Origin of the sequence: Mycolicibacterium celeriflavum (assembly GCF_010731795.1) — a bacterium.
GTDB classification, from domain to species: Bacteria; Actinomycetota; Actinomycetes; order Mycobacteriales; family Mycobacteriaceae; genus Mycobacterium; species Mycobacterium celeriflavum.
In genome coordinates this window covers 736323-760490 of record NZ_AP022591.1, presented here as the reverse complement: position 1 = coordinate 760490, position 24168 = coordinate 736323, and the positions used below count along the sequence as shown (strand labels likewise).

Annotated in this window: 15 protein-coding genes; 8 read left to right on the top strand and 7 right to left on the bottom strand. The window is 65.5% G+C overall.

Features of this window, described 5'->3' with window-relative positions:
- The first annotated feature begins 36 nt into the window (after window positions 1-36).
- Entirely contained in the window at window positions 37-744 is a 708-nt protein-coding gene (locus G6N18_RS03545; protein WP_083002709.1) for a 2OG-Fe dioxygenase family protein, read from the top strand.
- Window positions 745-808: 64 nt separating this feature from the next.
- On the top strand, window positions 809-1036 hold the full coding sequence (locus G6N18_RS03540; RefSeq protein ID WP_067225162.1) for a hypothetical protein: 228 nt from the start codon (window positions 809-811) through the stop codon (window positions 1034-1036).
- Between the two features lie 31 nt (window positions 1037-1067).
- Here the strand turns inward: G6N18_RS03540 and G6N18_RS03535 are convergent, their stop codons facing one another.
- Genes G6N18_RS03535 through G6N18_RS03525 form a run of 3 tightly spaced genes read right to left on the bottom strand, consistent with a single transcriptional unit; the run spans window position 1068 to window position 3157 of the window.
- Entirely contained in the window at window positions 1068-1994 is a 927-nt protein-coding gene (locus tag G6N18_RS03535; protein ID WP_067225163.1) for an alpha/beta fold hydrolase, read from the bottom strand.
- 38 nt (window positions 1995-2032) lie between these two features.
- Window positions 2033-2881, bottom strand: a complete 849-nt coding sequence (locus G6N18_RS03530) for a hypothetical protein (RefSeq protein ID WP_083002711.1) — start codon at window positions 2879-2881, stop codon at window positions 2033-2035.
- A gap of 36 nt (window positions 2882-2917) precedes the next feature.
- The gene (locus tag G6N18_RS03525; protein ID WP_109749470.1) at window positions 2918-3157 is read right to left on the bottom strand and encodes a hypothetical protein; all 240 of its coding nucleotides are present in this window, start codon (window positions 3155-3157) and stop codon (window positions 2918-2920) included.
- 141 nt (window positions 3158-3298) lie between these two features.
- Between G6N18_RS03525 and G6N18_RS03520 the strand changes: the two genes are divergently transcribed.
- Window positions 3299-4930: a fatty acid--CoA ligase gene (locus G6N18_RS03520; protein ID WP_083002715.1), complete on the top strand. Its 1632-nt coding sequence runs from the start codon at window positions 3299-3301 to the stop codon at window positions 4928-4930.
- Here the strand turns inward: G6N18_RS03520 and G6N18_RS03515 are convergent.
- Window positions 4927-5793 (bottom strand): oxygenase MpaB family protein, encoded by an 867-nt coding sequence (locus G6N18_RS03515; protein WP_083002718.1) that lies wholly within the window; start codon window positions 5791-5793, stop codon window positions 4927-4929. The genes G6N18_RS03520 and G6N18_RS03515 overlap by 4 nt on opposite strands.
- Window positions 5794-5935: 142 nt before the next feature.
- Here G6N18_RS03515 and G6N18_RS03510 point away from each other — a divergent pair, with 142 nt between their 5' ends.
- Window positions 5936-6451, top strand: coding sequence for a hypothetical protein (locus G6N18_RS03510; protein WP_067225167.1), 516 nt, complete (start codon window positions 5936-5938; stop codon window positions 6449-6451).
- A 4-nt stretch (window positions 6452-6455) separates the two neighbouring features.
- Here G6N18_RS03510 and yaaA read toward each other — a convergent pair whose 3' ends face one another.
- The 3 genes from yaaA to G6N18_RS03495 all read right to left on the bottom strand — a co-directional run bounded on the left by yaaA (window position 6456) and on the right by G6N18_RS03495 (window position 9247).
- Complete coding sequence (gene yaaA, locus G6N18_RS03505) at window positions 6456-7202, bottom strand: peroxide stress protein YaaA (protein ID WP_067225176.1); 747 nt, start codon at window positions 7200-7202, stop codon at window positions 6456-6458.
- Window positions 7203-7233: 31 nt separating this feature from the next.
- Window positions 7234-7857 (bottom strand): NlpC/P60 family protein, encoded by a 624-nt coding sequence (locus G6N18_RS03500; protein ID WP_163689802.1) that lies wholly within the window; start codon window positions 7855-7857, stop codon window positions 7234-7236.
- Between the two features lie 253 nt (window positions 7858-8110).
- Window positions 8111-9247: an alkaline phosphatase family protein gene (locus tag G6N18_RS03495; RefSeq protein ID WP_067225168.1), complete on the bottom strand. Its 1137-nt coding sequence runs from the start codon at window positions 9245-9247 to the stop codon at window positions 8111-8113.
- A 147-nt stretch (window positions 9248-9394) separates the two neighbouring features.
- Here G6N18_RS03495 and G6N18_RS03490 point away from each other — a divergent pair, with 147 nt between their 5' ends.
- The 4 genes from G6N18_RS03490 to G6N18_RS03475 all read left to right on the top strand — a co-directional run bounded on the left by G6N18_RS03490 (window position 9395) and on the right by G6N18_RS03475 (window position 24157).
- A complete protein-coding gene (locus G6N18_RS03490) occupies window positions 9395-21745 on the top strand; it encodes a BTAD domain-containing putative transcriptional regulator (RefSeq protein WP_234806176.1) in 12351 nt (4116 codons plus the stop codon).
- Between the two features lie 219 nt (window positions 21746-21964).
- Window positions 21965-22531, top strand: a complete 567-nt coding sequence (locus G6N18_RS03485) for a dihydrofolate reductase family protein (protein WP_067225170.1) — start codon at window positions 21965-21967, stop codon at window positions 22529-22531.
- 133 nt (window positions 22532-22664) lie between these two features.
- Window positions 22665-23435: an ArsR/SmtB family transcription factor gene (locus G6N18_RS03480; RefSeq protein ID WP_067225177.1), complete on the top strand. Its 771-nt coding sequence runs from the start codon at window positions 22665-22667 to the stop codon at window positions 23433-23435.
- A 5-nt stretch (window positions 23436-23440) separates the two neighbouring features.
- Complete coding sequence (locus G6N18_RS03475) at window positions 23441-24157, top strand: DUF899 family protein (protein ID WP_308215051.1); 717 nt, start codon at window positions 23441-23443, stop codon at window positions 24155-24157.
- Window positions 24158-24168: the final 11 nt, after the last annotated feature.

The following is a 24168-nucleotide window of genomic DNA, read 5'->3' as shown; positions in this document are numbered from 1 at the left end:
TTCAATCCGCGTACACGCGGGTATTCCGGCGGCGAGATGACACTGGCGCAGCACCGATTGATCGCCGACGGGGCATATCTGATGACCGCGGCCGAACTCGATGCGGGCCTCGGCGCCGACCGGAACGCCTGGCAGCGGTTCGGCCGGCACTGGGACGCCCTGGCCGACGATCCCTACGCCGCAGAGTTGGGCACCCGGCGCCTACGCCGCTACGGACATTTCGCGTTCGTCCCCGCCGACGCCGCCATCGACCCCATGCCGCACGACGCGTTCGTACAGCCGCAGGCATCCAACCCGCTCTATGTCGACCGTAGCCGCCACTTCGAGCCGCTGACCGACGCATTCGTCGAAGAGCCACTGCTGCAACGGTTTCTGCGGCTGCTGGGCCAGGTGGCCACGATGCTGGACGACCTACCCCGCTGGAGTGTGAAGGTCACCCCGTTCCGTGTTCTGGCCTCGACATCAGACGGTGGCGATCCCACCCCGGAAGGGCTGCACCGCGACGGTGTCACCCTGGTCACCTCGCTGCTGATCGGGCGCGACAACGCGGTGGGCGGCGAGAGTTCGGTGTTTTCCGCCGACGGCCGCCATCTGCTGTCGACCACGCTGAGCGAACCGGGCACACTGTTGCTCGGTGACGACCGGCGTACGTTGCACGGCGTGACGCCGATCCGGCCGCTGGACGCGGCGAAACCGGCGCGTCGCGACGTGCTCGTCGTCACCTTCGCGCCGATGGCGTCGTAGCGCCGCGCGTGCGGACTTGGTCCGCCGTTCCGATACCGTGTCCGTGAAACACAGGAGGAGCACGATGACGGCAACCGCGCGCGACGAGATGTCCCAACGCGCCGTAGAGGCCGGATGGGACCGCCGAGACGCCGACCGCGCCGACTACTACACCCGACCTCCGGTGCGAATACACGTGATCTGGCAGGGACCCGACGGGATCAGCGGCGGAGCGCTGTATCACGACGACGTCCTGATGGCCTACACCCGCGACTTGGCCACGGTGACCGGCTGGCTGAACCGCGGAGCGTAGGCGCCACGACTACCTGCGCCCGATCGGCGTCCTAGGACCGTTCGTCGGCGGCGTACTCGTCCCAGACCTTCATCATCGTCTGCAGGATCTCCTCGGCGCGGCCCAGTCCCGCGAGGTGGCTTTCGCCGGGCATCGGGTACAGCTCGGCGTCGGCGAGCCTGGACACCACGTGCTGCCCGTGCGCGTACGGGACGATGTGGTCGGCGTCGCCGTGCCACCAGCGCACCGGCACCTTGATCTCGTCGAGCCGGAAACCCCAGTCGCGGGCGAACACCACGATGTCGGAGAACGGCGCGGCCAGTTGTTTACGGCTGCCATTGAGCAGGTCGTCGAGGAACATCGCCTTGATCTCCGGGCGGGCCAGCAGTCGGCGGTCGCCCTCCGGGGAGACCCGGCCGTACAGGTCGGCAGCCGGGGAGGCGACCGGCTTGATGAACCGGATGAGTGCCGATGCGACCAGGCCGATCGGCGTTCCCGCGTACTGCAGCAGCGGCGCGACGCGGGTCCCGAGGTTGCCCATCAGGCCGCCTGTGATCGCGTCGGAACCGACCGTGGGGGCGACGCCGCCGATCACACCGGCGGCGACCACCCGGTCGGGCATCGCCGCGGCGCAGCCCAGCGTGTACGGGCCGCCGCCGGACAGGCCGACGACGACCATCTTGTCGATGCCGAGGGTGTCGGCGATGGTGCGCAGGTCGTCGGCGAACGCGACGACGGTGTCGTAGCGATGCGGGGTCGACGATCCGATACCGGGCCGGTCGAGGCCGATCAACCGGATGTTGGCCTTCTCGGCGTAGACACGCGCTTCCATCGGGATCTGGCGCCGGGCCCCGGGGGTGCCGTGCAGCCAGAAGATGGCGCGGCCCTGCGGAGCGCCGAACTCGGCGAACCCGATCCGACGATCGTCGCCGACAGCGACGTTGCCTTCGAGCTTGGGGCGGGCGATTGCGACAACCATGTCCGAAGTGTCTCATGGCGCGTCGGCGCCGTTTTCGGCTATGCCACCCGGAATACGTACGACGCGGCGGTGGTGACGCGGTCGTCCACGCCTTCGTCGCGCATCAGCACCCGTACCGCGACGGTGCCGTCGGGCCCGGGTACCGGTTCGGTGTCCACCCGGAACGGGCCGGCTTTGCCGCGGGCCATGAACATGACATGGCACGACACCCCGTGCAGGCGGTCAGTGCCGGCGACGCCGGCCGCGGCGTCGATCGCCGCCGTCTCGAGGATGACGAACTGCGGCCCGACGTGCAGCGCCGCGTCGGGCGACGCCACCTCCACCGACAACTCCGGCAGGCCCCAGCGACCGTCGGGTCTGCGGTGGCCGCCGAACACCTGCCACAGCGGCGGCAGGTCGGGGGAGTCGACCACCTCGAGGGGATTGGCCTCCATCCGGTCCAGTCCTTCCGGCGGCGTGCCGATGCTGACGCCCTGCCCTTCGATCAGCGCAAGGACCCGGTCGGGCTGATCGGCGTCGACGATCTTCGCCCGGCTGTAACCCATCTGGCGGCCGACCCGTAGTTCCTCGGACACCACCTCGATGCAACGGACGTCGAGGCCGGGATCGAGCAACTGGCAGGAATGGATCACCGGGTTGGGCACGGCCTCCAGATCGGACATGTGCCCGCTCTCGGGCGCGCAGATGCCCAGCACGGCGAACAGCAGCCCACCCGCGGCGTCGCGCATATCGCGGCGCACGGTGACGGTGTTGTCCTCGTCGACGAGGTCCATCTGCGCGTAGCTGCGGCCGATGTAGCGGTAGCTCAGCAGCCCGCCCCACCGCCTGCGCAGTTCCTCGGCGTACGCCTCGGGCGAATCGGTCAACTCACGGATGTCGCCCAACATCGGGCACTCCCATCTCGATGCGACATCGACGGCGGTCTACAGCAGTCGGCGCGGCGATCTTTCCATCTGGTATCCGGCGGGGAACGTCATCTCGATCACCCGCAGTTCGTCGTTGGCCTTGGACTCCAGCTCGAGGACGACACAGCCCTCGCCGAAGTCCTTCGCCTCCAACACCGTGTAGTGCTGACCGCCACCGTTGACATCGACGATCGGGTCGCCTGAGCGCAGTGCCTCGACCGCCACCAGGCCGGGGGCTTTTGCCGGGTGTGCTTCCACCCGGCTTACGGTAGGCCAAACCGTAGGCGCAGTCGGCTGTTTCAGCCGCCACGCTCGCGGCCCCTTGCTCGGTTTCCCGTCGGAGCGCGCCCACATCGGCCATCATGGCGCTATCGAGCCGGCGCCTGGGGAGATGATGCCATGGACAGTACGATGCAGGACTTTCCGCTGACCGTGACGGGGATTCTGCGGCACGGCACCCGGTGGTCCTCGAGCCGCAAGGTGATCACCGCGACACCCGGCGGACACCGGGAGATCAGCTACGGCGAATTCGGAACACGGGTTGCGCAGCTCGCGCACGGGCTACGCGCGCTGGGGGTGACCGACGGGCAGCGGGTCGCCACGTTCATGTGGAACAACCAGGAACACCTGGAGGCCTACTTCGCCGCGCCGTGCATGGGGGCGGTGCTGCACACGCTCAACATCCGACTGGCCGATGAGCAGATCGCGTTCATCGCCAACCAGGCCGAGGATTCGGTTGTGCTGGTGGACATGTCGCTGGCCGGGCTGCTGTCGCCGATCCTGCCGCAGTTGACGACCGTGCACACGGTGGTGGTGGTCGGCGACGGCGACGTTTCCCAGCTCGGCGCGTCGGGTCACACCGTCATCCGCTACGCCGACCTCCTCGACGGGCAGCCGCTGGACTACGACTGGCCCGAACTCGACGAGAGAAGCGCTGCCGCAATGTGTTACACCAGCGGCACGACCGGTAACCCGAAGGGTGTGGTCTACAGCCACCGCTCGAGCTATCTGCATTCGATGGCGGTGTGCGCGGCCAACAACCTCGGCCTCGTCGACGGTGACCGGGTGCTGCCGGTGGTGCCGATGTTCCATGCGAACGCGTGGGGGCAACCGTATGCGGCCATGATGGCCGGCGCGGACCTGGTGTTGCCCGACCGCTTCCTGCAGGCCGCTCCGTTGGTCGACATGATCGAACGGCACCGGCCCACCGTCGCTGCTGCGGTGCCGACCATCTGGAACGACGTCCTGAAGTTTTTGCACGCCAACCCCGAGCGCGACATCTCTTCCCTGAAGCGGGTCGCCTGCGGCGGTTCGGCCGTGCCCCTCGGGATGATGAAGGAATATCAGGAAAGGTACGGCGTGGAGATCCGCCAGGCATGGGGGATGACGGAGACCTCACCGCTGGCGGCCACCGCCGCACCGCCGCCGGAGGTCACCGGTGAGGAGCACTGGACGCTGCGCGCCTCGGCGGGCCGCGTCTTGTGCGGGGTCGAGATCCGTATCGTCGACGACGACGGCGCCGTGTTGCCCAATGACGGAAAAGCGGTGGGCGAGATCGAGGTTCGAGGACCGTGGATCACCGGCTCCTACTATCAGAACGCCGACCCGTCGAAGTTCGACGCGGGCTGGTTGCGCACCGGTGACGTCGGCCGCATCGATCCGCAGGGATTCATCACGCTGACCGACCGCGCCAAAGACGTCATCAAGTCCGGTGGCGAGTGGATCTCGTCGGTGGAGTTGGAGTTGGCGATCACGGAGCATCCCGCGGTGTTCGAGGCCGCTGTCGTCGCCGTACCGGATGACCGGTGGCAGGAGCGCCCGCTGGCGGCGGTCGTCCTCGGCAGCGACGCAGCCATTACCGCCGCGGAATTGCGGAAACACCTGAGCGACAAGGTCGCCCGGTTCTGGCTGCCCGAGTACTGGACGTTCATCGACGAAGTACCCAAGACCAGCGTCGGCAAGTTCGACAAGAAGCTGATCAGGTCCCGGTACGCGGACGGTGAATACGACGTCGTGGAGTGCCGGGACTAACCGCCGCGCTCCGCGGTCAGCGCCCATCGGATCCCGCCGACAAGAACACGACCCGACAGTCGGATCACGGTCGCCTCGACCGGCGGAAAATACGGCAGCATCAGCGGCATTCGCGCCCAGGCCGGCAGCATCGCCACCGACGTCGCCGCGAGTATCCCGTAGGGGGCCCTGGCCGCCATCGGCAGCGGAGGAGTCAGCAGCAGGAAGCGGGCGGCGTCGCGGGCGGCGGCGGTGCCGCGCAGTTCCGGCCGGAACCGCTCGATCCGCTTGGCCAGCTCTTTCTCGCTACGCGGCGGGTCGGCGACGCCCAGCGCCGATGCCACCAGGGCGGTGTCGGCGACGTAGCCGTCTCGGCCGGCCTGGTCCAGTGGCGTCTCGCCGTACAACTGGTGCGCGAGCAGGAAGCTGTCGACCTCGGCGATGTGCACCCACTCCAGCAGATGCGGGTCGGCGGCATGGTAGGGCCTGCCGTCCGCAGCGACGCCGCGCACCCGTTGATGGATGCCGCGGACGCGGTCGACCGCGCGCTGAGCCTCGTCGGCGGGCCCGAAGGTGGTCACCGCCAGGAAGGTGCTCGTCCGCTGCAGCCGGCCCCACGGATCACCGCGGTAGTCGGAGTGTTCGGCGACGCCCGCCATCGCCAACGGATGCAGCGACTGCAGCAACAACGCGCGGAGACCGCCCACGAACATCGAGGCGTCAGCGTGCACCCGGCGGATCGGCCGGTCGTCGGCGAACCAGCGCGGTCCGGGGGTGTCGTGGATGCGCGTGCGATTGGCAGGGCCGTCGGGTCCGGCAACCATGCCGAACAAGCCGCGGCCAAGGCTCTTGCGCACGGCACCCAGATCCGGCAACACCGTCATACCTCAACGGTACGGCGCGGTCAGGGTCGCGCCAAACACCCGCCGAACTGGTCCGGGACTGTGATCTGTGGTTTACCGTAGCGACGGAGGTCAATCCCGTGAGCAAAGCACACCACCGCGGATGAGGAACGGGGAGGCAGACATGCGCCGATCGATCCGGTTGATGACCCTGGCCGCCGCGGTCGCCGTGGCCGCGCCCCTCGGACTGGCGAACAGCACCGGCAGCGCCGGGGCGGACGGGCCCGTCGGTGCCGTGCGGGGCGGCACGTTCGTTCCGTTGAATCAAGTCCTGCGACGCTGCGACTTCAGCGCGACCGAATTCAACGGTCCGACCGGCTACGCGCGCGCCACCAGCGTCATCCGCACCAGTGGTTCGGGCGTTTCCGCGGATGTCGAGATGAACACCGCGATACCGAACATGCGCTACGACGTCCGGCTCATCCAGTCACCGCGGTCGTCGGCGGCCACCTGCCACGGCGGCGACCCCGGAGTGGCGGCGGGCGTGTTGCAGATCAACGGGGCGGGCTACGGCGCCGTCACCCTGAACGACGCCGTCGAACCGGGCGCAACCGGCGTATGGGTGTTCATCACCCGTCCCGACGCCTTCTCCCAGAACCCCGCGGAGTTCTACACCAGCGACTGGATCGAAGACGTCTGACGCGTCAGGCCGCAACCACGACGGTCAGATCGCCGCCGCGTCGCTCCACCCGCATCCCGGCGCGCCGCGCGACGCCGGCAACCCCGGCCGCATCGTCGGGTTCGGCTCGGCTGGTGGCCAGGACGCGCGCGAGTCGCCCCTTGTGCGCCTTGTTGAAGTGGGTGACGACGGTACGTCTACCGTCTGGGTGCTCGGCGACCACGTCGACGCGGACCGCGTCGGGCAGCCGACCAAGCGACGCGTAGGAGCCGGACCGCAGGTCGACGATCAGCTCGTCGGCGGCCAGCCGGGTGAGCACGGGCTCCAGCAGCGGACGCCACCGCGCGGCCAACGTCGGCCGCCCCGGCAGCTTCGAGCTGGCCGAAAGCCGGTACGCCGGTATCGGATCGTCGGCGCGTAGCAGTCCGAACAGCGCCGAACCGACGGCCAGTCGGGCCCGGGCACGGCTCGCGGCGGCGCCCCGCAGCGATTCCACATCAAGGGCGTCGTAGAGGACACCGGTGTAGCGGTTGATCGCGGGCAGCGTCGGTGCGCTGCGCAGCTGCGCGTTGCGGTCGACCTCGGCGTCCTGCGCGTCTGACAGGCCGAGTGCACGGCGGCACGCCGACCGGTCTCGCGTCAGCTTCACCAGCTCATCGAGCAACTCGGTGCGCAGCGGTTCCAGCTCCGGCGAGCTGAGCGACTCCAGGCGCAGCGGTGGCCCATCACCTCCGGAGCGCTTGGTCTCCGAGGGCGGAAGAAGCACGATCACGCCGCAGAGGCTATCCGGGCGGGCGCTTCGGTCAGGCCGGTGGCAGGGGTGCTGGCGGCGGCGGCGCAAACGGGTTCGTCGGCGGTGGCGGCAATGGGTTCGCCGGTGGCGGTGCCGGTGCCGGGGGCGGCGGGGGAGCCATCGGAGGGGGAGGCGGCGGCGCGAACGGGTTCGCCGGTGGCGGAGGGGGCGGAGGCGCCACGGGCGGGGCCGGCGGCGCGGGCTGGTGCCCGGCCATCATCACCACGGGTGCGGGCGGCGCGCCGGGGACCATCGGTTGCTCGGGCGGCACCGGCAGGAACATGTGGTTGGTGAACTGGTCCTGGTAGGCCCCGCCACCGCCGATCTTGACCCCGCCGCTCTCACCGGACGAGACCGGGGTGCCGTCGGGGAGCGTGGCCGCAGTGTGGCCGCTGTTCCAGCCGACCACCAGCGCACCGGGCTGAGTGCCGTACTGGAACCCGCGCTCGAGCAGCTCTCTTTCGATGTTTCCCGTGTTGAACCGGTCGCCATAGACGGGCCGACCGGTCGCCGCATTCGTCACCCAGGACACCAGGCCGGAGCAGTCCGTACCGGCAGGGGAGTCACCGCCCGAGACGTACGGCGTGCCCGACACTTGGTTCACAAGCGTCAAGAGCGTGGCAAGAGCAAACATGCGCCGGGACGTTACAAGTGGCGTTGCAGTGTCACCAAATTCTGTGACAGCGTTCACAACCTGTGCGTTCTATTGCGTACTTCACGAATATCATTGCGGATCGTGGCTTTTCGTATCTGCTTAGCAACGTCGGTTGCCAAAGGTGGATTATGCGCTCCGACAGACGGTTTGATTTACACCGCGCACGCGTGCGAGCGAAACCAATTGGAAATAAGTCCTTTTCAGTATGGTCTGCCGAAAGTGCGAGCGCAGCTCAGCCGTACGCCAGCAGCAACGGAACCGTCTGCTCAGCGAAGGTCAGCGAGCCGTGGTGCCCGATCAGCGACGATTCCAGCGGCTCGACGCTGCGCCGGACCACCGCCGCCGCGCCCCGGGCGGCCGCTACGACGTCGCCGATGCGGGGCCACACCGCATCGCTGACGCGCTCGCCGAACCACCTCGCCTCGATCGCCTCCTCGCGTGAGAGCACCCATGCCCGCTCGCCCAGCGTGGCGCGCCACGTATCGAGCACATCGCTTCGGGAGCCGTCCTCTATATAGATATGTCGAGCCCGCGGCTCTCCGCCGATCGCCTGTACGCCGTCGAGCAGAGCGGGGGTGGCGTCGACATCCACGGTCTCGGCTTCGGAGACCTCGACCATGCCGTGGTCGGCGACCACGGCCAGCAGGCCGCCGGCCGGCAGGGCTTCGACCACCGACTCGACGAGCCGGTCGATCTGGCGCAACTGCATGCGCCACGGCGGTGACCCGGGACCGTGCAGGTGGCCGAGCATGTCGAGTTCGCTGTGGTAGCCGTAGCAGAATCCGTTGTCCGACAGAGTATCCCGGACGGCAGACGCAAGGTCGCCGAGCGCGTGCACGCCCACATAACGCCCTCCGCGCAGCACGGCGCGAGTGAGCCCGGAGCCGGTGAACTCGGCGCCGGAGATCACGTTGACGGCGACGCCCACCGACGCGGCCCGCTCGAAGGTGGTCGGCCGGGGCTGCACCTGTTCGGGAAGCACCGTGCTCCGAAGGTCTTCGCCCCACGGGTGCGGCCGCCAGCGCAGCGCGTTGATCACGCCGGTTTCCGGCAGCCGGAACGAATAGCCGACGAATCCATGCTCGCCGGACGAGCAGCCCGTGCCGATCGCCGCGAGTCCGGCGGCGGTGGTCGAGGGAAATCCTACGGTGAGCCTCTGGCCGCGAAGACCCGCCAACACCGGCGCATCGGCGGCGTAGGTGTCGAGCAGTTCGGCGCCGAGTCCGTCGATCAGCAGGACACACGCCCCGGCGATGTCGCCGGTGAGGCCGATGCGGTTGTCGAAGCCCGCGACGCCCATCGCCGAGAGCACCGACGGCACGACATCGGCCAGGTGCGCGAGGTCAGGATCCGGCGCCGGCAGGTCCACACCGCGAGCCTGCCACACCCGGGAGCAGCCCTGGCGGCCCCTTGTTTCCTTGACACCGCAATGACCCAGCTCAACGCGTCTTTACCCGCCCTTGACCGCATGTTGAATCGGCCGTCAGACGATCCATATGTGATTACGCTTCAACAGGTGGAGCTGGGCGTTCTGGGGCCTCTCCAGGTCCGGCAGTACGGTCTGCCGGTCACCATCCCGGGCGCCAAGCCTCGGGCGATCCTCACCGTGCTCGGCCTGCACGGCGATTCGGTGGTGTCGGCAGCGACGCTCGTCGAACTGCTCTGGGGCGACGATCCACCGCGCACCGCCACCAAGGCGCTGCAGACCCACATCTCCGCTCTGCGACGCGCCCTCGGGGACGGCTTCGTGCTGACGGAAGGCACGGGGTGGAGTCTGCGCACCACCGAAGTCGACGCCATTCGTTACAAGGCGGCCGCGAAGCTGGGTCGCGACGCACTGGCTGCCGGTGATGCGGGCCAGGCGGTAGCCCACTTCGACGAAGCGCTGGCGCTCTGGCGCGGTGTCCCTGAGCTGCCGGACGGCACACGCGGGTCGTCGGAGAAGACACGCTGGATCGAAAGCCATGCCGCCCTGGTCGAGGACCGGGCCGACGCACTGCTTGCAACAGGCCGTGCCGCCGAGATCATCGGCGAGCTCGAAGCCGCGGTCGCCGACGCGCCCCTGCGCGAGAGGCGTTGGGGCCACCTGATGCTCGCGCTTTACCGCGCCGGCAGGCAAGGCGAAGCCCTCGGCGCCTATCAGCGGGCACGGTCGGTGCTCGCTGAAGAGCTTGGTGTTGACCCCGGACCCGACCTTCGCCGGCTCGACGCAGCTATCGTCGCTCAAGACCGGACCCTGGAAAGTCCTGTGTCACAACATCTTCAGACCGTGACCCGCGCTGTCACGTTTCTACTCACCGACATCGAGGGATCGACCGCAGCATGGGAGGCAGATCCCGACGCGATGGCGCTGGCACTGGCCCGACACGACGAGTTGGTCGAACAGGTGGTTACTTCTCGCGGAGGTCGACTCGTCAAGACGCGCGGCGAGGGCGATGCCACCTTCTCGGTTTTCGACCGGCCGTCAGCGGCGTCCGCCGCCGCCATCGAACTGCAAGAAGCGATCCGACACGAGCCGTGGGCGTTGCAAGAACCGATACGCATCCGCGTGGCATTACACACCGGAGAAGTGGAGTTGCGCGACGGTGACTACTTCGGTCGGGCGGTCAATCGCGCCGCCCGGCTCCGGTCGCTGGCGACCGGCGGCCAGATTCTGTGCTCGGGCGCGACAGCCGAACTCGTCATCGACTCGTTGTCCGACGATGTCGTGTTGGCCGATCTCGGGATGCGCCAGTTGCGCAATCTGGCGCGGCCGGAGCACGTCTTCGAGCTCCGATTGATGACCGCCGACGATGATGCGGCCGCGCCGTCGAGCGAAGTGCCGATGGAACGACCGCCCGTGCCCGCAGCCCTCACCGGCGCCGGGCCCTTCGTCGGACGCGGCCGCGAGCTCGAAGGACTCTTCGCCGCGTGGCAGACCTCAGAGGCCGCCGGCACGCGCGCGGTGCTGATCGCCGGCGAACCGGGCGTGGGCAAGACCCGGCTGGCGGGCGAGTGGTCGCGGCTTGCCTACGAGCACGGCGCCGTCGTCCTGTACGGCCGCTGCGACGAGGATCTCGGGGCGCCGTATCAGCCGTTCACCGAGGCACTGCGTTCGCTGATGCCCTGCCTCAGTTCCGGCCGGCTGAGGGGATTGCGCGGCGTGGAAGCACTGCTGCCGTTGGTTCCCGGGTTGGTCGACGTGCTACCCGACCTGGCCGCGCGTGCGCGCGCCGACCCGGACACCGAACGCTACGCACTTTTCGACGCCGTCGTCGCGCTGCTGGCGCTGGCGTCCACGACCGCACCCGTCGTCGTGATTCTCGACGATCTTCATTGGGCGGCCAAACCAACCCTGCTGTTGCTGCGCCATCTTCTGCGCTTCGGCGAGCACGCCCGTGTGCAGATCCTCGGCACATACCGAAGTACCGACCTGGACCGGTCGCACCCTCTGGCGGCGATGCTCGCCGATCTTCACCGCGACGGCTCCGCCAGTCGCCTTCAGCTCAGCGGCCTCGATGAGGTCGACGTGAGCGCATATGTCGCCGAGGCGGGTTATGACGACGAAGAACTCGCCCGAGCGTTGGCGTCGGTCACTGGCGGCAATCCGTTCTTCCTCATTGAGGCGCTGCGCCATGTCGATGAGAGCGGCGGCCGGTGGGATCCGAGCACGCTTCCGCAGGGCGTTCGGGAAGCGGTGAGCCGCAGGCTGTCTCGACTCTCACCGGAGACGAACAAGGCACTGGCAGCCGCAGCGGTCATCGGCAGCCGATTCGCGCTCGAGCTGGTCGAGCGGGTGCTCGACCAGGACCTTGTCGATGCTTTCGACGAAGCGTGTAAGGCCGGCATCGTCATCGAAGAACCGGGCGGTCACTACCGGTTCAACCACGCCCTGGTGCGGCAGTCGCTGATGGCCGAGCTCGCATCCGTGCGTCGCATGCGGCTGCATCAGCGCATCGCCGTGACACTGGAGAGCGATTCTGGCGACGACGACGAACTGCTGGCCGAACTTGCGCACCACTACTTCGAATGTGCGTGGGCGGGAAACGCCGCCAAGGCCGTCGATTACTGCCGCCGTGCCGCCGACCAGGCGATGGCACGGTTGGCCTACGAGGGCGCGGGCGACCTCTACGACAAGGCGCTGCATGCGCTCGAGGAACTCGATGATGAGTTGCCCGACCGCGACGATCTGCTGATCGCGCGCTGCGAGGCGCTGCTCGCAGCCGGCGATGTGGTTTCGGCGACGGGCGCGGTGTCGCAATTGCAGGAGGCAGCGAGCGATTCCGTCCGGCTGGCCGCCTGGGGTACGTGTTTCGATGGCCAGTTGTCGATGCTCACTGATCCCGAGCGTTTGGATGAGATCGAATCCGCCGTGGCAACGGCGGCAGAGAAGCTCGCCGAATTGGACGATGCGGCGGGGGAGGCCAAGGCGCACACGGTGCGGGCCGGGTGCCTGGGCCGGCTCGGGCGAGTCGGCGATTGCGAGACCGCCCTGGACCAGGCTCTGACTGCGGCGCGGCGTGCGCGTGAACACCGCCTGGTCAATGCCGTGCTGGCGAACGCCCCACTTGCGGCGTTGTGGGGCCCGAACCCGGTTCCGCGGGCGGGCGGGCGGTGTCTCGATGTCGTTCGGCTGCTTCGCATCACAACAGGGTCTCCGGTGGTGGAGGCGACGTCGACGAGGTGCCAGGGGGTGCTGGACGCCTTTCGCGGTCGTGCCGCCGCGGGTCGTCAGTTGATCGATTCTGCGAGACGGTCGCTCACTGAACTCGGGATGCGGCATGCGTTGCTCGAGGTTGACCAGTTCGCCGGAATCGTCGAGCTGGTCGCCGACGATCCGGCGGCCGCCGAAACGCCGTTGCGTCGGGCCTACAACGGTTTTCGTCGGATGGGGCTCGACGCAGACACGGCTGAGACGGCGGCGTTGTTGGCGCGAGCGTGTCTGGCGTTGGATCGGGACGCCGATGCCGACGAATTGTGTGCGGAGAGTGAGCGTCTCGCTGGCCATGCGTTGAAGGCGTCGATCACGTGGCGCACCGTCCGAGCGCAGCTGTTGGCACGTCAATGCGATCACAATGAGGCGCGCCGGGTGGCCGAGGAAGCGGTCGCGATGGCCGGGCGCACCGATGCGTTGGTCGATCACGGCGATGCGTGCTTGGCGCTGGCGACGGTCTTGACCGCCGTGGGCGACATTGTTGGCGCGAAAGCGGCCGCTGAAAACGCGGTTGACCTGTACGAACAGAAAGGCGCTGCGGCGCTTGCCGAGAAGGCACGCCGCTACACTGGCGCCGAAGTCCCAATTGCCTCAACTTCAGCCGAAGCCCCGGACGTTGAGCCGGCCAACACTTGCGTACGGACGCTCGCAAGGCTGAATGATGCGGCCGCCCGCGAGGCCTGGGACGAGGCAGAGCAGCTGTTTGCATCGCACGTCTCAGCCGAGAGTCATCGGAAGATTGTCGGCTATCCGCAAACGGACCTTCCATCTGGCGAGTACTCGTACCAGATGAGCCACTTCCTGAAAACGGGCATGGTGCGATACCGGTTCGTTCCCATCGCGGTGCGCGGCGAACGCCTTGCCCTCACGCGGCTGAAGGTCGGCACTGCCGACCTGAGTTCCGGGGCGCCACAGGACGAAATGCTCCAAGTCGTCGGGCTCGACGAGGAGGGTCGGGTCGCACTGCAAGTCGTGTTCGACGTCGAAGACATCGACGCCGCCATGGCTGAACTCGACGCCACTTATGCTCGGCTCGGAAAGCACAGCCCACGACCGGTACTCGAGAATAGCGCGAGCCGGAGCGAGGCTCGGCTATACGAGCTCTGCGCCCAAAGGCGCTGGGACGAATTCGGTTCCGTGGTCGCCGACGACATTCGGATTGAAGACCGACGCAGCGGGCTCCACTCCGAGCACCATGGCCGCGCCAAGTTGCTCACTGAGGCGAAGACGATCGGTGACCTCGGCACTGAGAGTGTCACGTCAGTCGTCCTTGCGATCCGCGGAGAACGCCTCGCCCTCGTTCGCAACCTCTTCTTGGGCCGGGACAAGGGCCCCGATGCGTACCGCACCGAGCTACTCCGGATCGTTGAGGTAGACACTGACGAGCGGATCGTGGCCCACATCGTGTTCGACCTCGACGACTTCGAGGCCGCGGTCGAGGAGCTCGACGCCTGCTACCTCGCCGGCGAAGCGGCACCGTACGCGAACACATGGTCGGCTATCGCGAAGGGGTATGCCGCAGCCAATCGCGGCGAAGTCGCCGCGACCGTCCCGGACGCGGTGAATGTCGACCACCGCCAACTCGCAATGATCGAGTCAGGCGAGTTAGTCACCTACCTCCGCGAAACGTTGAACGGGCTCGCGAACATCAGCACGTACCTGGAGGCCGTGCATCGGCTGACCGACCTCGGCGCGGTTTCCACCCATGTGGGTGCAGGAACCTCAAGGGAGGGATTCGACGCCGAGTGGCGAATGATCAACGTCATCGTGGTCGACGGCAACCTTGTGAGCCGTTGTGAGATCTTCGACGAGGCCGACGTCGACGCTGCGATCGCGAGGTTCGAGGAACTAGCTCGGTCGGCGCCGCGGCTGGAGAACGCGGCAAGCCGAGTGCGCGATCGCTACATAGAGCACTTCGCTACCCGCGACTGGGACGCCATGGCGGAGATGCTGGCCGATGACTTTTCGACCGACGATCGTCGGCGGGTCGTGAACGCCGGAATTCGACGTGGTCGCGATGCCGAAATCGCTGACTTGCGGGCTATCGCGGACGTGGGGACCGAAGCCATAACTTCGACCGCCATCGCGACCCGCGGGGAGCGCCTCGTCCTCTGTTGCATGCGATCCTCGGCCGGCGAGCAACCGGAGGCGTTCCACGTCGAGGCTCTAGACATACTCGACGTAGACGCCGACGAGCGGATCGCGGCCCACATCGTGTTCGATCTCGACGACATGGACGCCGCCTTCGAGGAGCTCGATCGCCGTTATCTCGCAGGCGAAGCGGCTGCCCATGCGCATACATGGTCGCTCGTGGCGTTCGGCTACGCCAGACTCAACCGACATGAGCTGCCGCCGACAGCGTCGGATTGGGTGACGATCGACCACCGGCATGGTCGAGCATTCCCGCCCGGCGAGATGGCTGAGTACATCCTTGCGACGTGGGATGTTGCTCCCGACATGAAGATTCATGTCGAGGCTGTGCATCGGCTTAGCAACCTCGGGGCGGTCGTGACCCACGCGGCATACGGAACCTCGCACGAGGGTTTCGACGCCGAATGGCGGGAAGTCGTCTTGCTGATGTTCGACGGGGACGTGGTCAGCCACACCGAAATGTTCGACGAGGCCGACCTCGACGCCGCTCTCGCGAGGTTCGACGAACTCGGCCGGCGAGCTCTCCAGCTGGAAAACGCGGCAAGTCGAGTAGGCGAGCGCTACTTCGTGCAACTCGCAGCCGGCGACTGGGACGCCATATCAGACTTAGTGGCCGACGACTTCCTCCAAGACGATCGTCGTCGGGTCGTGGGCGCCGGTGTCCGACATGGTCTAGCTGCTCAGATTTCAGACATGCAAGCTTTTGCCGATCTCTCGATCGCGAGCGTCACATCGACTGTCGTCGCGACCCGCGGCGAGTACCTCGTCCTCAGTCGTGTCCGCTTCGCGTTCCGCGATCAAGGGTCCGAGGCGTTTGTCACGGAGTTAATCGGGGTTGGTGAGGTCAACGCGAATGAAAAGATCACGGCGGCCATCGCATTCGATGCCGACGATATCGACGCGGCCTTCACGGAGCTCGATCGTCGGTATCTCGCAGGCGACGCGGCGGCCCACGCGCACACGTGGTCGATCATCGTGCGGGCCAATGCCGCACTCAACCGGCGCCAACTTCCCGCGACAACGCCAGACTATGTGAGTATCGACCACCGGCGGGCGACAGCGTTCGCACCCGGCGATCTGACCGCATACATCCGGGCCGGATGGCATGTGTCTCCGGACCTCAATAACTACATCGAGGCTGTGCATCGGCTGAGTGATTTCGGAGCGGTATTCACCCACGCCGCGAAGACGTCGCACGAGGGCTTCGACGCCGAATGGCGGGTGGAAGAACTTCTGACGATCGAGGGCGAGCTCATCAACCACTGCGAGCTATTCGAAGAGGCTGAAGTCGGCGCTGCACTCGCGAGATTCGATGAGCTCAGTCGACCGGCACCGCGGCTGGAGAATGCGGCAAGCCGTGCGGAAGAACGCTTTCGTACGAACTTTGCAGCTGGAGACTGGATCGCATTGGCCTGGGTTCTGGCCGATGACTTTTCAAATGACGATCGTCGTCCGGTGGTGGGCGCAGGTGTCAGACACGGCCGAGATGTCCAAATTGCAGACATGCGGGCTATTGCCGAGCTCTCGATCACGAACATCACATCGACCGTCATTGCGACCCGCGGCGAGCGCCTCGTCCTTGTTCGCATCGGCTACTCGTTAGGCGATCAAGCGTCCGAGGCGTTCCTCACAGAGACACTCAGCGTCGTCGAGACCGACGCCGACGAGCGGATCGTCTCGTTCGTCTCTTTCAATCCCGACGACATCGATTCTGCCGTGGAAGAACTCGATGCCAGGTACCTGGCAGGCGAAGCGGTGGCTCACGCGGATACGTGGTCACTCACCGCACGGGCCTATGCAGCATTCAACCGTCACCAGGTAAGCCCAACGACGCCAGATTGGGTGAACATCGACCACCGTCGCGGGATATCTTTCGCGTCTGGCGACATGATCCCGTACATCCGAGCTGTATGGAATGTCGCGCCGGACACCAAAGTTCACATCGAAGCGGTGCACCGGCTGAGCAAGCTCGGCGCGGTCATCACAGCCGCCGGCCACGGCGCCTCGCAAGAGGGATTCGACGCCGAGTGGCGGTACATTCACCTTCTGACCTTCAAAGCCGACCTGATCAGCTGCGGTGAATTCTTCGATGAAACGGACCTCGACGCGGCGCTCGCGCGGTTCGACCAGGTAACCAGGCCGGCACCGCGACCGGAGAACACGGCAAGCCGAGTGTGTGAGCGCTACCGGTCATCTTTCGCGACGCGTGACTGGGACGCGGCTGCCGAAATGCTGACAGAAGACCTCTACAACGAGGATCGCCGGCGAGTCGTGAACGCAGGCATCCGACATGGTCGGGACTCCGCGGTGCAGGACTTGCGGGCGGCCGCCGACCTCGGGGTCCCCGTTTTCACGGCAATTGATATCGCGATCCGCGGGGATCGCCTCGCCCTCAGCCGTGGCGGAGCGCCCTATGACGATCGAGCGGGGGCGTTCCGCGTCGATACCCTACAGATAGCCGAGACCGACGCGGAGGGGCGAATCGCAGCGATCGTCACGTTCGATCCCGATGACATCGGCGCCGCCTTCGTTGAGCTCGAAGCCCGTTTCGTCGCAGGCGAAGCGGCAGCCCACGCGCACACCTGGTCAGTCGTCGCCCGAAACATCGCGGCGTTCAATCGGGGCGAGCCCCCAACAACGACACCGGACTGGGTCAACGTCGATCACCGTCGCGGTCCGGCGTTCGAACCCGGCCACATGGCGTCCTACATCCGTGCGACGTGGGAGGTCGCGCCGGCCATGAATGTCTACATCGAGGCAGTGCATCGGTTGAGCGATCTCGGAACTGTCTTCGCCCAAGTGGTGCGTGGCACTACACACGACGGCTTCGACGCCGAGTGGCGGGACGCTGTCCTTCTCACCATCGACGGCGATTTGATCAACCGCATTGAAGTCTTCGAGGAGGCAGACCTCGATGCCGCCCTCGCAAGGTTCGACGAACTCGTCAGGGCGCCGCGGCTGGAGAACGCGGCAAGCATAGTTGCCAGACGCTATCTGGAACGATTCGCGGCTCGCGACTGGGATGCGATGGCAGAGATGTTGGTTGCCGACTTTTCCAATGACGATCGTCGTCGGCTTGTGGGCGCGGGCGTCCAACACGGTCAAGAATCCACGATCGCAGACATGCAGGCGATCGCCGACCTTTGGCCCGCGAGCGTGACACCAACAGTGATTGCAACTCGTGGGGAACGTCTCATCCTCATGCGTGCCCGCTTCTACTCGAGTCGCGATCAAGGACCAGAGGCGGCGTTCCGCACCGAAGTCCTATGCATCGTCGAGATCAACGCCGATAACCGGGTCGTCGCAAGCGTCGCGTTCGACCTCGACGACATCGACGCCGCATTCGAGGAACTCGACGCTCGGTATCTCGCAGGCGATGCGGCCGAGTACGCCTCCACATGGTCGTTCCTCGCCAAGGCCTTCGCTGGGTTCAATCGGCACGAGCTGCCGCCAACTACGCGTAACTGGGTCAATATCGACAACCGCCACGTGACCACGCACGCGCCCGGTGATCTGTACGCGTACGTTCGCGCTTCCTGGGATCTCGTGCCCGACATTCGCAACTACGTCGAGACCGTGCATCGGTTGAACCACCGTGGTGCGGTGGTCACGCGGGCATCAATAGGAACCTCCCAAGCCGGATTCAGCGGCGAATGGCGAGTACTGACCCTAGTCACCGTAGATGGCGAGTTGATCGACAGAGTGGAGCTTTTCGACGAGGATGACCTCGACGCCGCGCTCGCGAGGTTCGAAGAGTTGCAACCGCGGACGCCGAAGCTGGAAAACGCGGCAAGCCGGGTAGGGGAGCGCTTCCTGGCGCACTTCGCGGCCCACGAGTGGGGCTCGATGGCCAACCTGTTCGCCGCCGGCTATTCCCAGGACGATCGCCGTCGAACTGTGAACTCTGGGATGCGACACGGTCGCAATAGCGCGATCGAAGACATCCGCGCGGTCGTCGACGTCGGGTTGTGGGCGAATCTATCGTTCACCGTTATTGGGACCCGCGGCGGACGGCTCGCACTCAACTATTTTCGCGCCTCGGCCCACGACCCGGAGGCAGCTCAACTTGATGTCCTTCAGCTCATCGAGATCGACGCCGACGATAAGTTCACAGCGTGCGTCGTTTTCGACCCTGACGACGTCGATGCTGCCTTCCAGGAGCTCGATGCCCGATACCTCGCCGGCGAGGCCGCCGCCCACGCTCAGACGTGGTCTGCCACGGTAAGGGTTTTCGCCGGGTTGAACCAGCACAAAGTTCCTCCAACATCACCCGATTGGATACACATTGACCATCGGCATCTCGCCACGGCCCAAGCCGGCGATCTGCCCGCCTACCTCAGTGCTGGCTGGGAAGTCACACCGCATGCCAGTACCTACATCGAGGCTGTTCATCGTTTGAGCGACTTGGGAATTGTCTTTACTTATGTGGCGTATGGAACCTCGCAAGAAGGCTTCGGCGTCGAGTGGCGAGAAATCAGCATCATGATGTTCGAGGGCGACTGCATCAACCGAGGTGAAGTCTTTGACGAGGACGATCTCGAAGCCGCACTTGCCCGCTTTGACGAGCTCAGTCAGCCGATGCCGCAGCTCGAAAACGCGGCGAGCCGAGTGTCCGACCGTTGCTTTGAGTACTGGGCCACCCGTAGATGGGAGGCGCTAACACAGATATTCGCCGACGACATTTCAACGGACGATCGGCGTCGAGTGATAGGGGGGTTTGTCCAACAAGGTCGAGACGCCGTGATAACAAATAGCCAGGCGTTAGTCGACTTCGGGATGTCGAACGTGACGTCGGAAATTATTGCGACTCGCGGCGAGCGGCTTGTCCTCAAGCGCGCGCTCTACACGGGCGGCGATCAAGCGCCCGAGGGTTTCCCCACGGACATACTCTTTGTCTTCGAAATCGACACCAACAACAAGGTATCGACACACGTTGTTTTCGACCCTGACGACGTCGATGCTGCCTTCCAAGAGCTCGACAACCGCTATGCCGCAGTCGAAGCCACCGCTCATGCACGCACATGGTCACTCATCGCGCGGAACTACGCAGCGTTCAACCGTCACGAGTTCCCCTCGGCGACACCCGACTGGGTGACCATCGATCACCGTCGAGGGGCATCATTCGAGCCCGGTGACCTGGCCGCATACATCCATTCATCGTGGGACATCACTCCCGACATCACCGTCTACATCGAGGACGTGCATCGGCTCAGCGACCGGGGGGCCGTCTTCACACAGATTTCAAACGGCTCTTCGCAGCAGGGGTTCGAGGTCGAATGGCGCGAGCTCTGTCTCGTGACGGTCGACGGCGAATTGGTCAACCGTGCCGAACTGTTCGATGCGGCCGACATCGACGCCGCGCTCGCCCGGTTCGACGAACTCAGCCGGCCGACGGGACAACTCGATAACACGGCGGTAAGGGCGTGGGCGCGCGCAGTAGATGCGTTCAATCGTCGCGACCGACGCGCATTCTTTGATGCGACTTCTCCAAACGGACGAGTTGACGACCGCCGGAAGGGCTTGGGTGCCCGCCACGCCGGGATAGAGCGCCGGAAAGCAGCGGATGCACTGTTCGAAGTGCCCGAGAGCTGGCGGACGGACATTGCTCCTCTCGCGGTGAGAGGCTCAAACCTCGCACTGATCCGGCAGACCTACCGTGACACCGCAGAAGCCGACCGACCGATCACCGTAGAGCTCATGTCAGTCGTGGAAGTCAGCGATGACGAGTTGGTTGGCGACATAGTCAACTTCGACCTCGATGACATCGGCGCCGCGTTGGCGGAACTCGACGCCCGCTACCTCGCCGGCGAGGCGGCCGAGTACGCGCAGGTGTGGTCGGGCTTCGCGGACACCTACGCGATGTTCAATGGGCAAGAGGTCCCGCCATTGTCGAACTGGGTGACCATCGACCACAGGGTGCGCGAAACCTTCTCCGAAGGCGACCTCGCCGCGTACATCCGTTCGGGATGGGATGTCGCACCGAACACCACGCAGTACGTCGAGTGCGTCCACCGGTTGAACCACTTCGGCGCAGTCGTCACACACGCGGCCTACGGAACTTCGCAGGAAGGCTTCTATGCCGAATGGCGGATGATTGCCCTCCTGACGCTCAAAGGCGACACGAATCGCTGCAATCTGTTCGGCGAAGCCGACCTCGATACGGCGCTCGTCCGCTTCGATGCGCTCAGTGCATCAGCGCCTCAACTCGAGAATGCAGCAACGCGAGTTCTCGCACGTGCGATGGCTGCTTTCAACCGCCGCGACCTTGACACCTATCTAGCGGTTGTCGCTGCAGACGGACGGTACGAAGACCGGCGCAAAGGGCTGCGCGACGAGGGCACGATCAAGCCGGACTTCGCGCGCACCTTGTTCTTTGAGGCGGCTACGAGTTGGCAGGCGGAGGTTGAGCCAGTCGCTATCAGGGAACCTCGCCTGGCGTTGTGCCGCGTGGTTTTTCGCGATCACAGCGAGGTCGAGCGCCCGATCGCCGTGGAGACGTTGGTTCTTGCCGAAGTGACCGATGACGGATTGATGACCCGCTTCGTAGTTTTCGACCCCGACGATATCAACGGCGCGATGACTGAGCTCACCGCTCGCTGGGTCGCTTCCGGCGTGGTCGAGCATCCCGAAATCATCGAGGCACACCGTCGGCTGCTCGTCGACATTGCTAACCAACATGACTGGGATACGTTCGCAATGCTCAGCGCTGGCGCAGCGTATGTCGGACACCGACAGCTGGCAGTCGGCGCGGATACGATCGCCGACTACATCTCGTCTATCCGTATGTTGGCTTCACTCGTTCCTGATCTCTGGCTTGAGCCGGCCGAGATCCTCTCGCACTCCGCTTTGGGCGTCGTGTCCTACGTTGTCGTGAAGGGGACGTCAACCGAGGGGGCGCCGATTGAGCTTCCGCTCGTCATAGTCGTCCTATTCGATGGTGATGAGATCAGCCGTGTCGAGACCTTCGACGCCGACCAGCGCGGCTCGGCCCTTGCTCGATTCAGGGAACTCAACGCGGCCTAGACTATTTGGAGTCGACTTTTGGCAATACGCGCCGGGTTCAACGGCCGGCGAGGGAATTGCCGCGGCGTTACAGATTCGAGTTACAACAGGATTCATCGGAAGACCGGTCGATCGTCCACTACCAACGAGGCCGCCTCGCGCTCGCCCATCCACGAGGAGTTCAACAATCTCTGGTGTGGCGTCGCGATGAGTTGTGCCCTCCGGTGCAGTCTGATCTGCATGGGCAAACTCATCTATGGCTTCAACGTGTCGGTGGACGGGTACATCGCCGACGCACAAGGCAACATCGACTTCAGCGATCCGAGTGAAGAACTGCACCAGTACTGGAACGACTTCGAGCGGGAGACCGCCCTGTCGTTCTACGGCCGCCGGCTCTACGAACTGATGTCTGCGTACTGGCCGACCGCTGACAAGGCCCCGGATGCCACCCCGATGATCGTCGACTACGCGCGCATCTGGCGCGACATGCCCAAGGTCGTGTTCTCGCGCACCCTGGAATCCGTCGACTGGAATTCCCGCCTGGAACGCGGCGACCCTGTCGAGGTGGTGACGAAGCTGAAAGCCGAAACCGACGGCAGACTCGAGGTGGCCGGCGCGACGCTGGCCGCACCGATCGTGCAAGCCGGACTGGTGGACGAATACCGGATCGTGGTCACGCCCACCGCCGTGGGCGGCGGCACCCCGTTCTTCCCGACCCTGCCGTCATGGATCTCGATGCGACTGTTGGAGAACCGCACCTTCCCGGGTGGCACGGTCCTGCTGCGCTACGAGGCGAAACACGACTGATCGGACATACCCAGCCGCGAGCTGCGGATGCACTACTGCGAACTGCACGGTCAATACCGCGGTTGACACGCAGCCATCTGGCTGCCTATCGTCAGACATGCAGCCATCCGGCTGCATATCGGAGATGGCGGGGATGGACGACGTTTTCCGGGCATTGGCCGACCCGAACCGGCGCCTGCTTCTCGACAGCCTCAACGCCCGCAACGGCCAGACCTTGCGGGATCTGTGCTCGGGGGTGTCGATGGCACGCCAGTCGGTGAGCAAGCACCTCGCCGTGCTGGAGGAGGCCAATCTCATCACCACTGTGCGGCGGGGGAGAGAGAAGCTGCACTACCTCAACGCCGAACCGATCAACGCGATCGCCGACCGCTGGATCACTCAGTACGACCGCGCACGGGTGCAGACCCTCGCGGACCTCAAAACCGCATTGGAGACCCAACCGATGAGCAGCAAAGAGTTCGTGTACACCACCTACATCCGGACCACACCTGAACGGTTGTGGCAGGCCATCACCGACCCGGCCTTCTCGGACCGCTATATGGGCCATGCCATTGTCTCGGACTGGGAGAAGGGCTCGACCTACGTGTGGGCAGACCATGGGCTCGAGATCGCCCACCCCGATCAGGTCATCCTCGAATCCGATCCGTACCGCCGGCTGGCCTTCACTTTCCATACGTTCGTTCCTGAACTCACCGAACTGGGACTCGACTCCGAGACGATCGAGAAAGCCGCGAATGAACGCCGGTCGAAGGTGACTTTCGAGATCGAGCCGGTCGACGAGGGCCAGGTCAAGCTGACCGTCGTGCACGACGACTTCCCACCGGAAAGCACGGTCCGCGAACTGATCTCCGGTGGCTGGCCGTGGAAGCTCGCCAACCTCAAATCAGAACTCGAGCAGTCATGACGGGCATGCCTGCCATCACCGACCGGGCGACGTGGCAAGCGGAAATCGATGCGCTGCGTATCCGGGAGAAGGAACACACCCGTGAGGGTGACACGATCGCCGCGGCTCGTCGACGGCTCCCCATGGTCGAAATCGACGCCACGACAAAGCTACTCGGCCCGCACGGACCGGTCACGGTTCTAGACACGTTCGAGGGCCGCAGCCAACTGATCGCGTATTACTTCATGTGGTACCCGGGCCATCCAGCACCCCAGCAGTGTGAAGGCTGCACGTGGTGCACCAGCCAGGTCACCGAGTTGTCCTACCTCCATTCGCGTGACATCACCTACGCCGTGTTCTGTCAGGGTCCCTACGGCGAAAGCCGTCGCTACCGCGACTTCATGGGTTGGAAGATGCCCTGGTACTCGGCACAGGAGTCCCTGGACACCCTGCTCATCGGACGCCAACAAGGACTCATGCACCTCGTGTGCTATCTGCGGGATGGCGACCGCGTCTTCGAAACGTATTGGACGAACTACCGCGGCGTAGAGGCCATGGACTACAGCCTCGCGCTCATGGATCTCACCGTGTACGGACGGCAGGAGGCGTGGGAGGACTCGCCAGCGGGCTGGCCAATATTCCCGCTCGCCGAGGACGGCCAACCAATGCGCAGTAACGGACGTCCGATCGCCCAATGGTCGCGACTGACAGCAGGTCGCTCGGATGATCTAGCGCCGAAATAGACAGGGAGAGA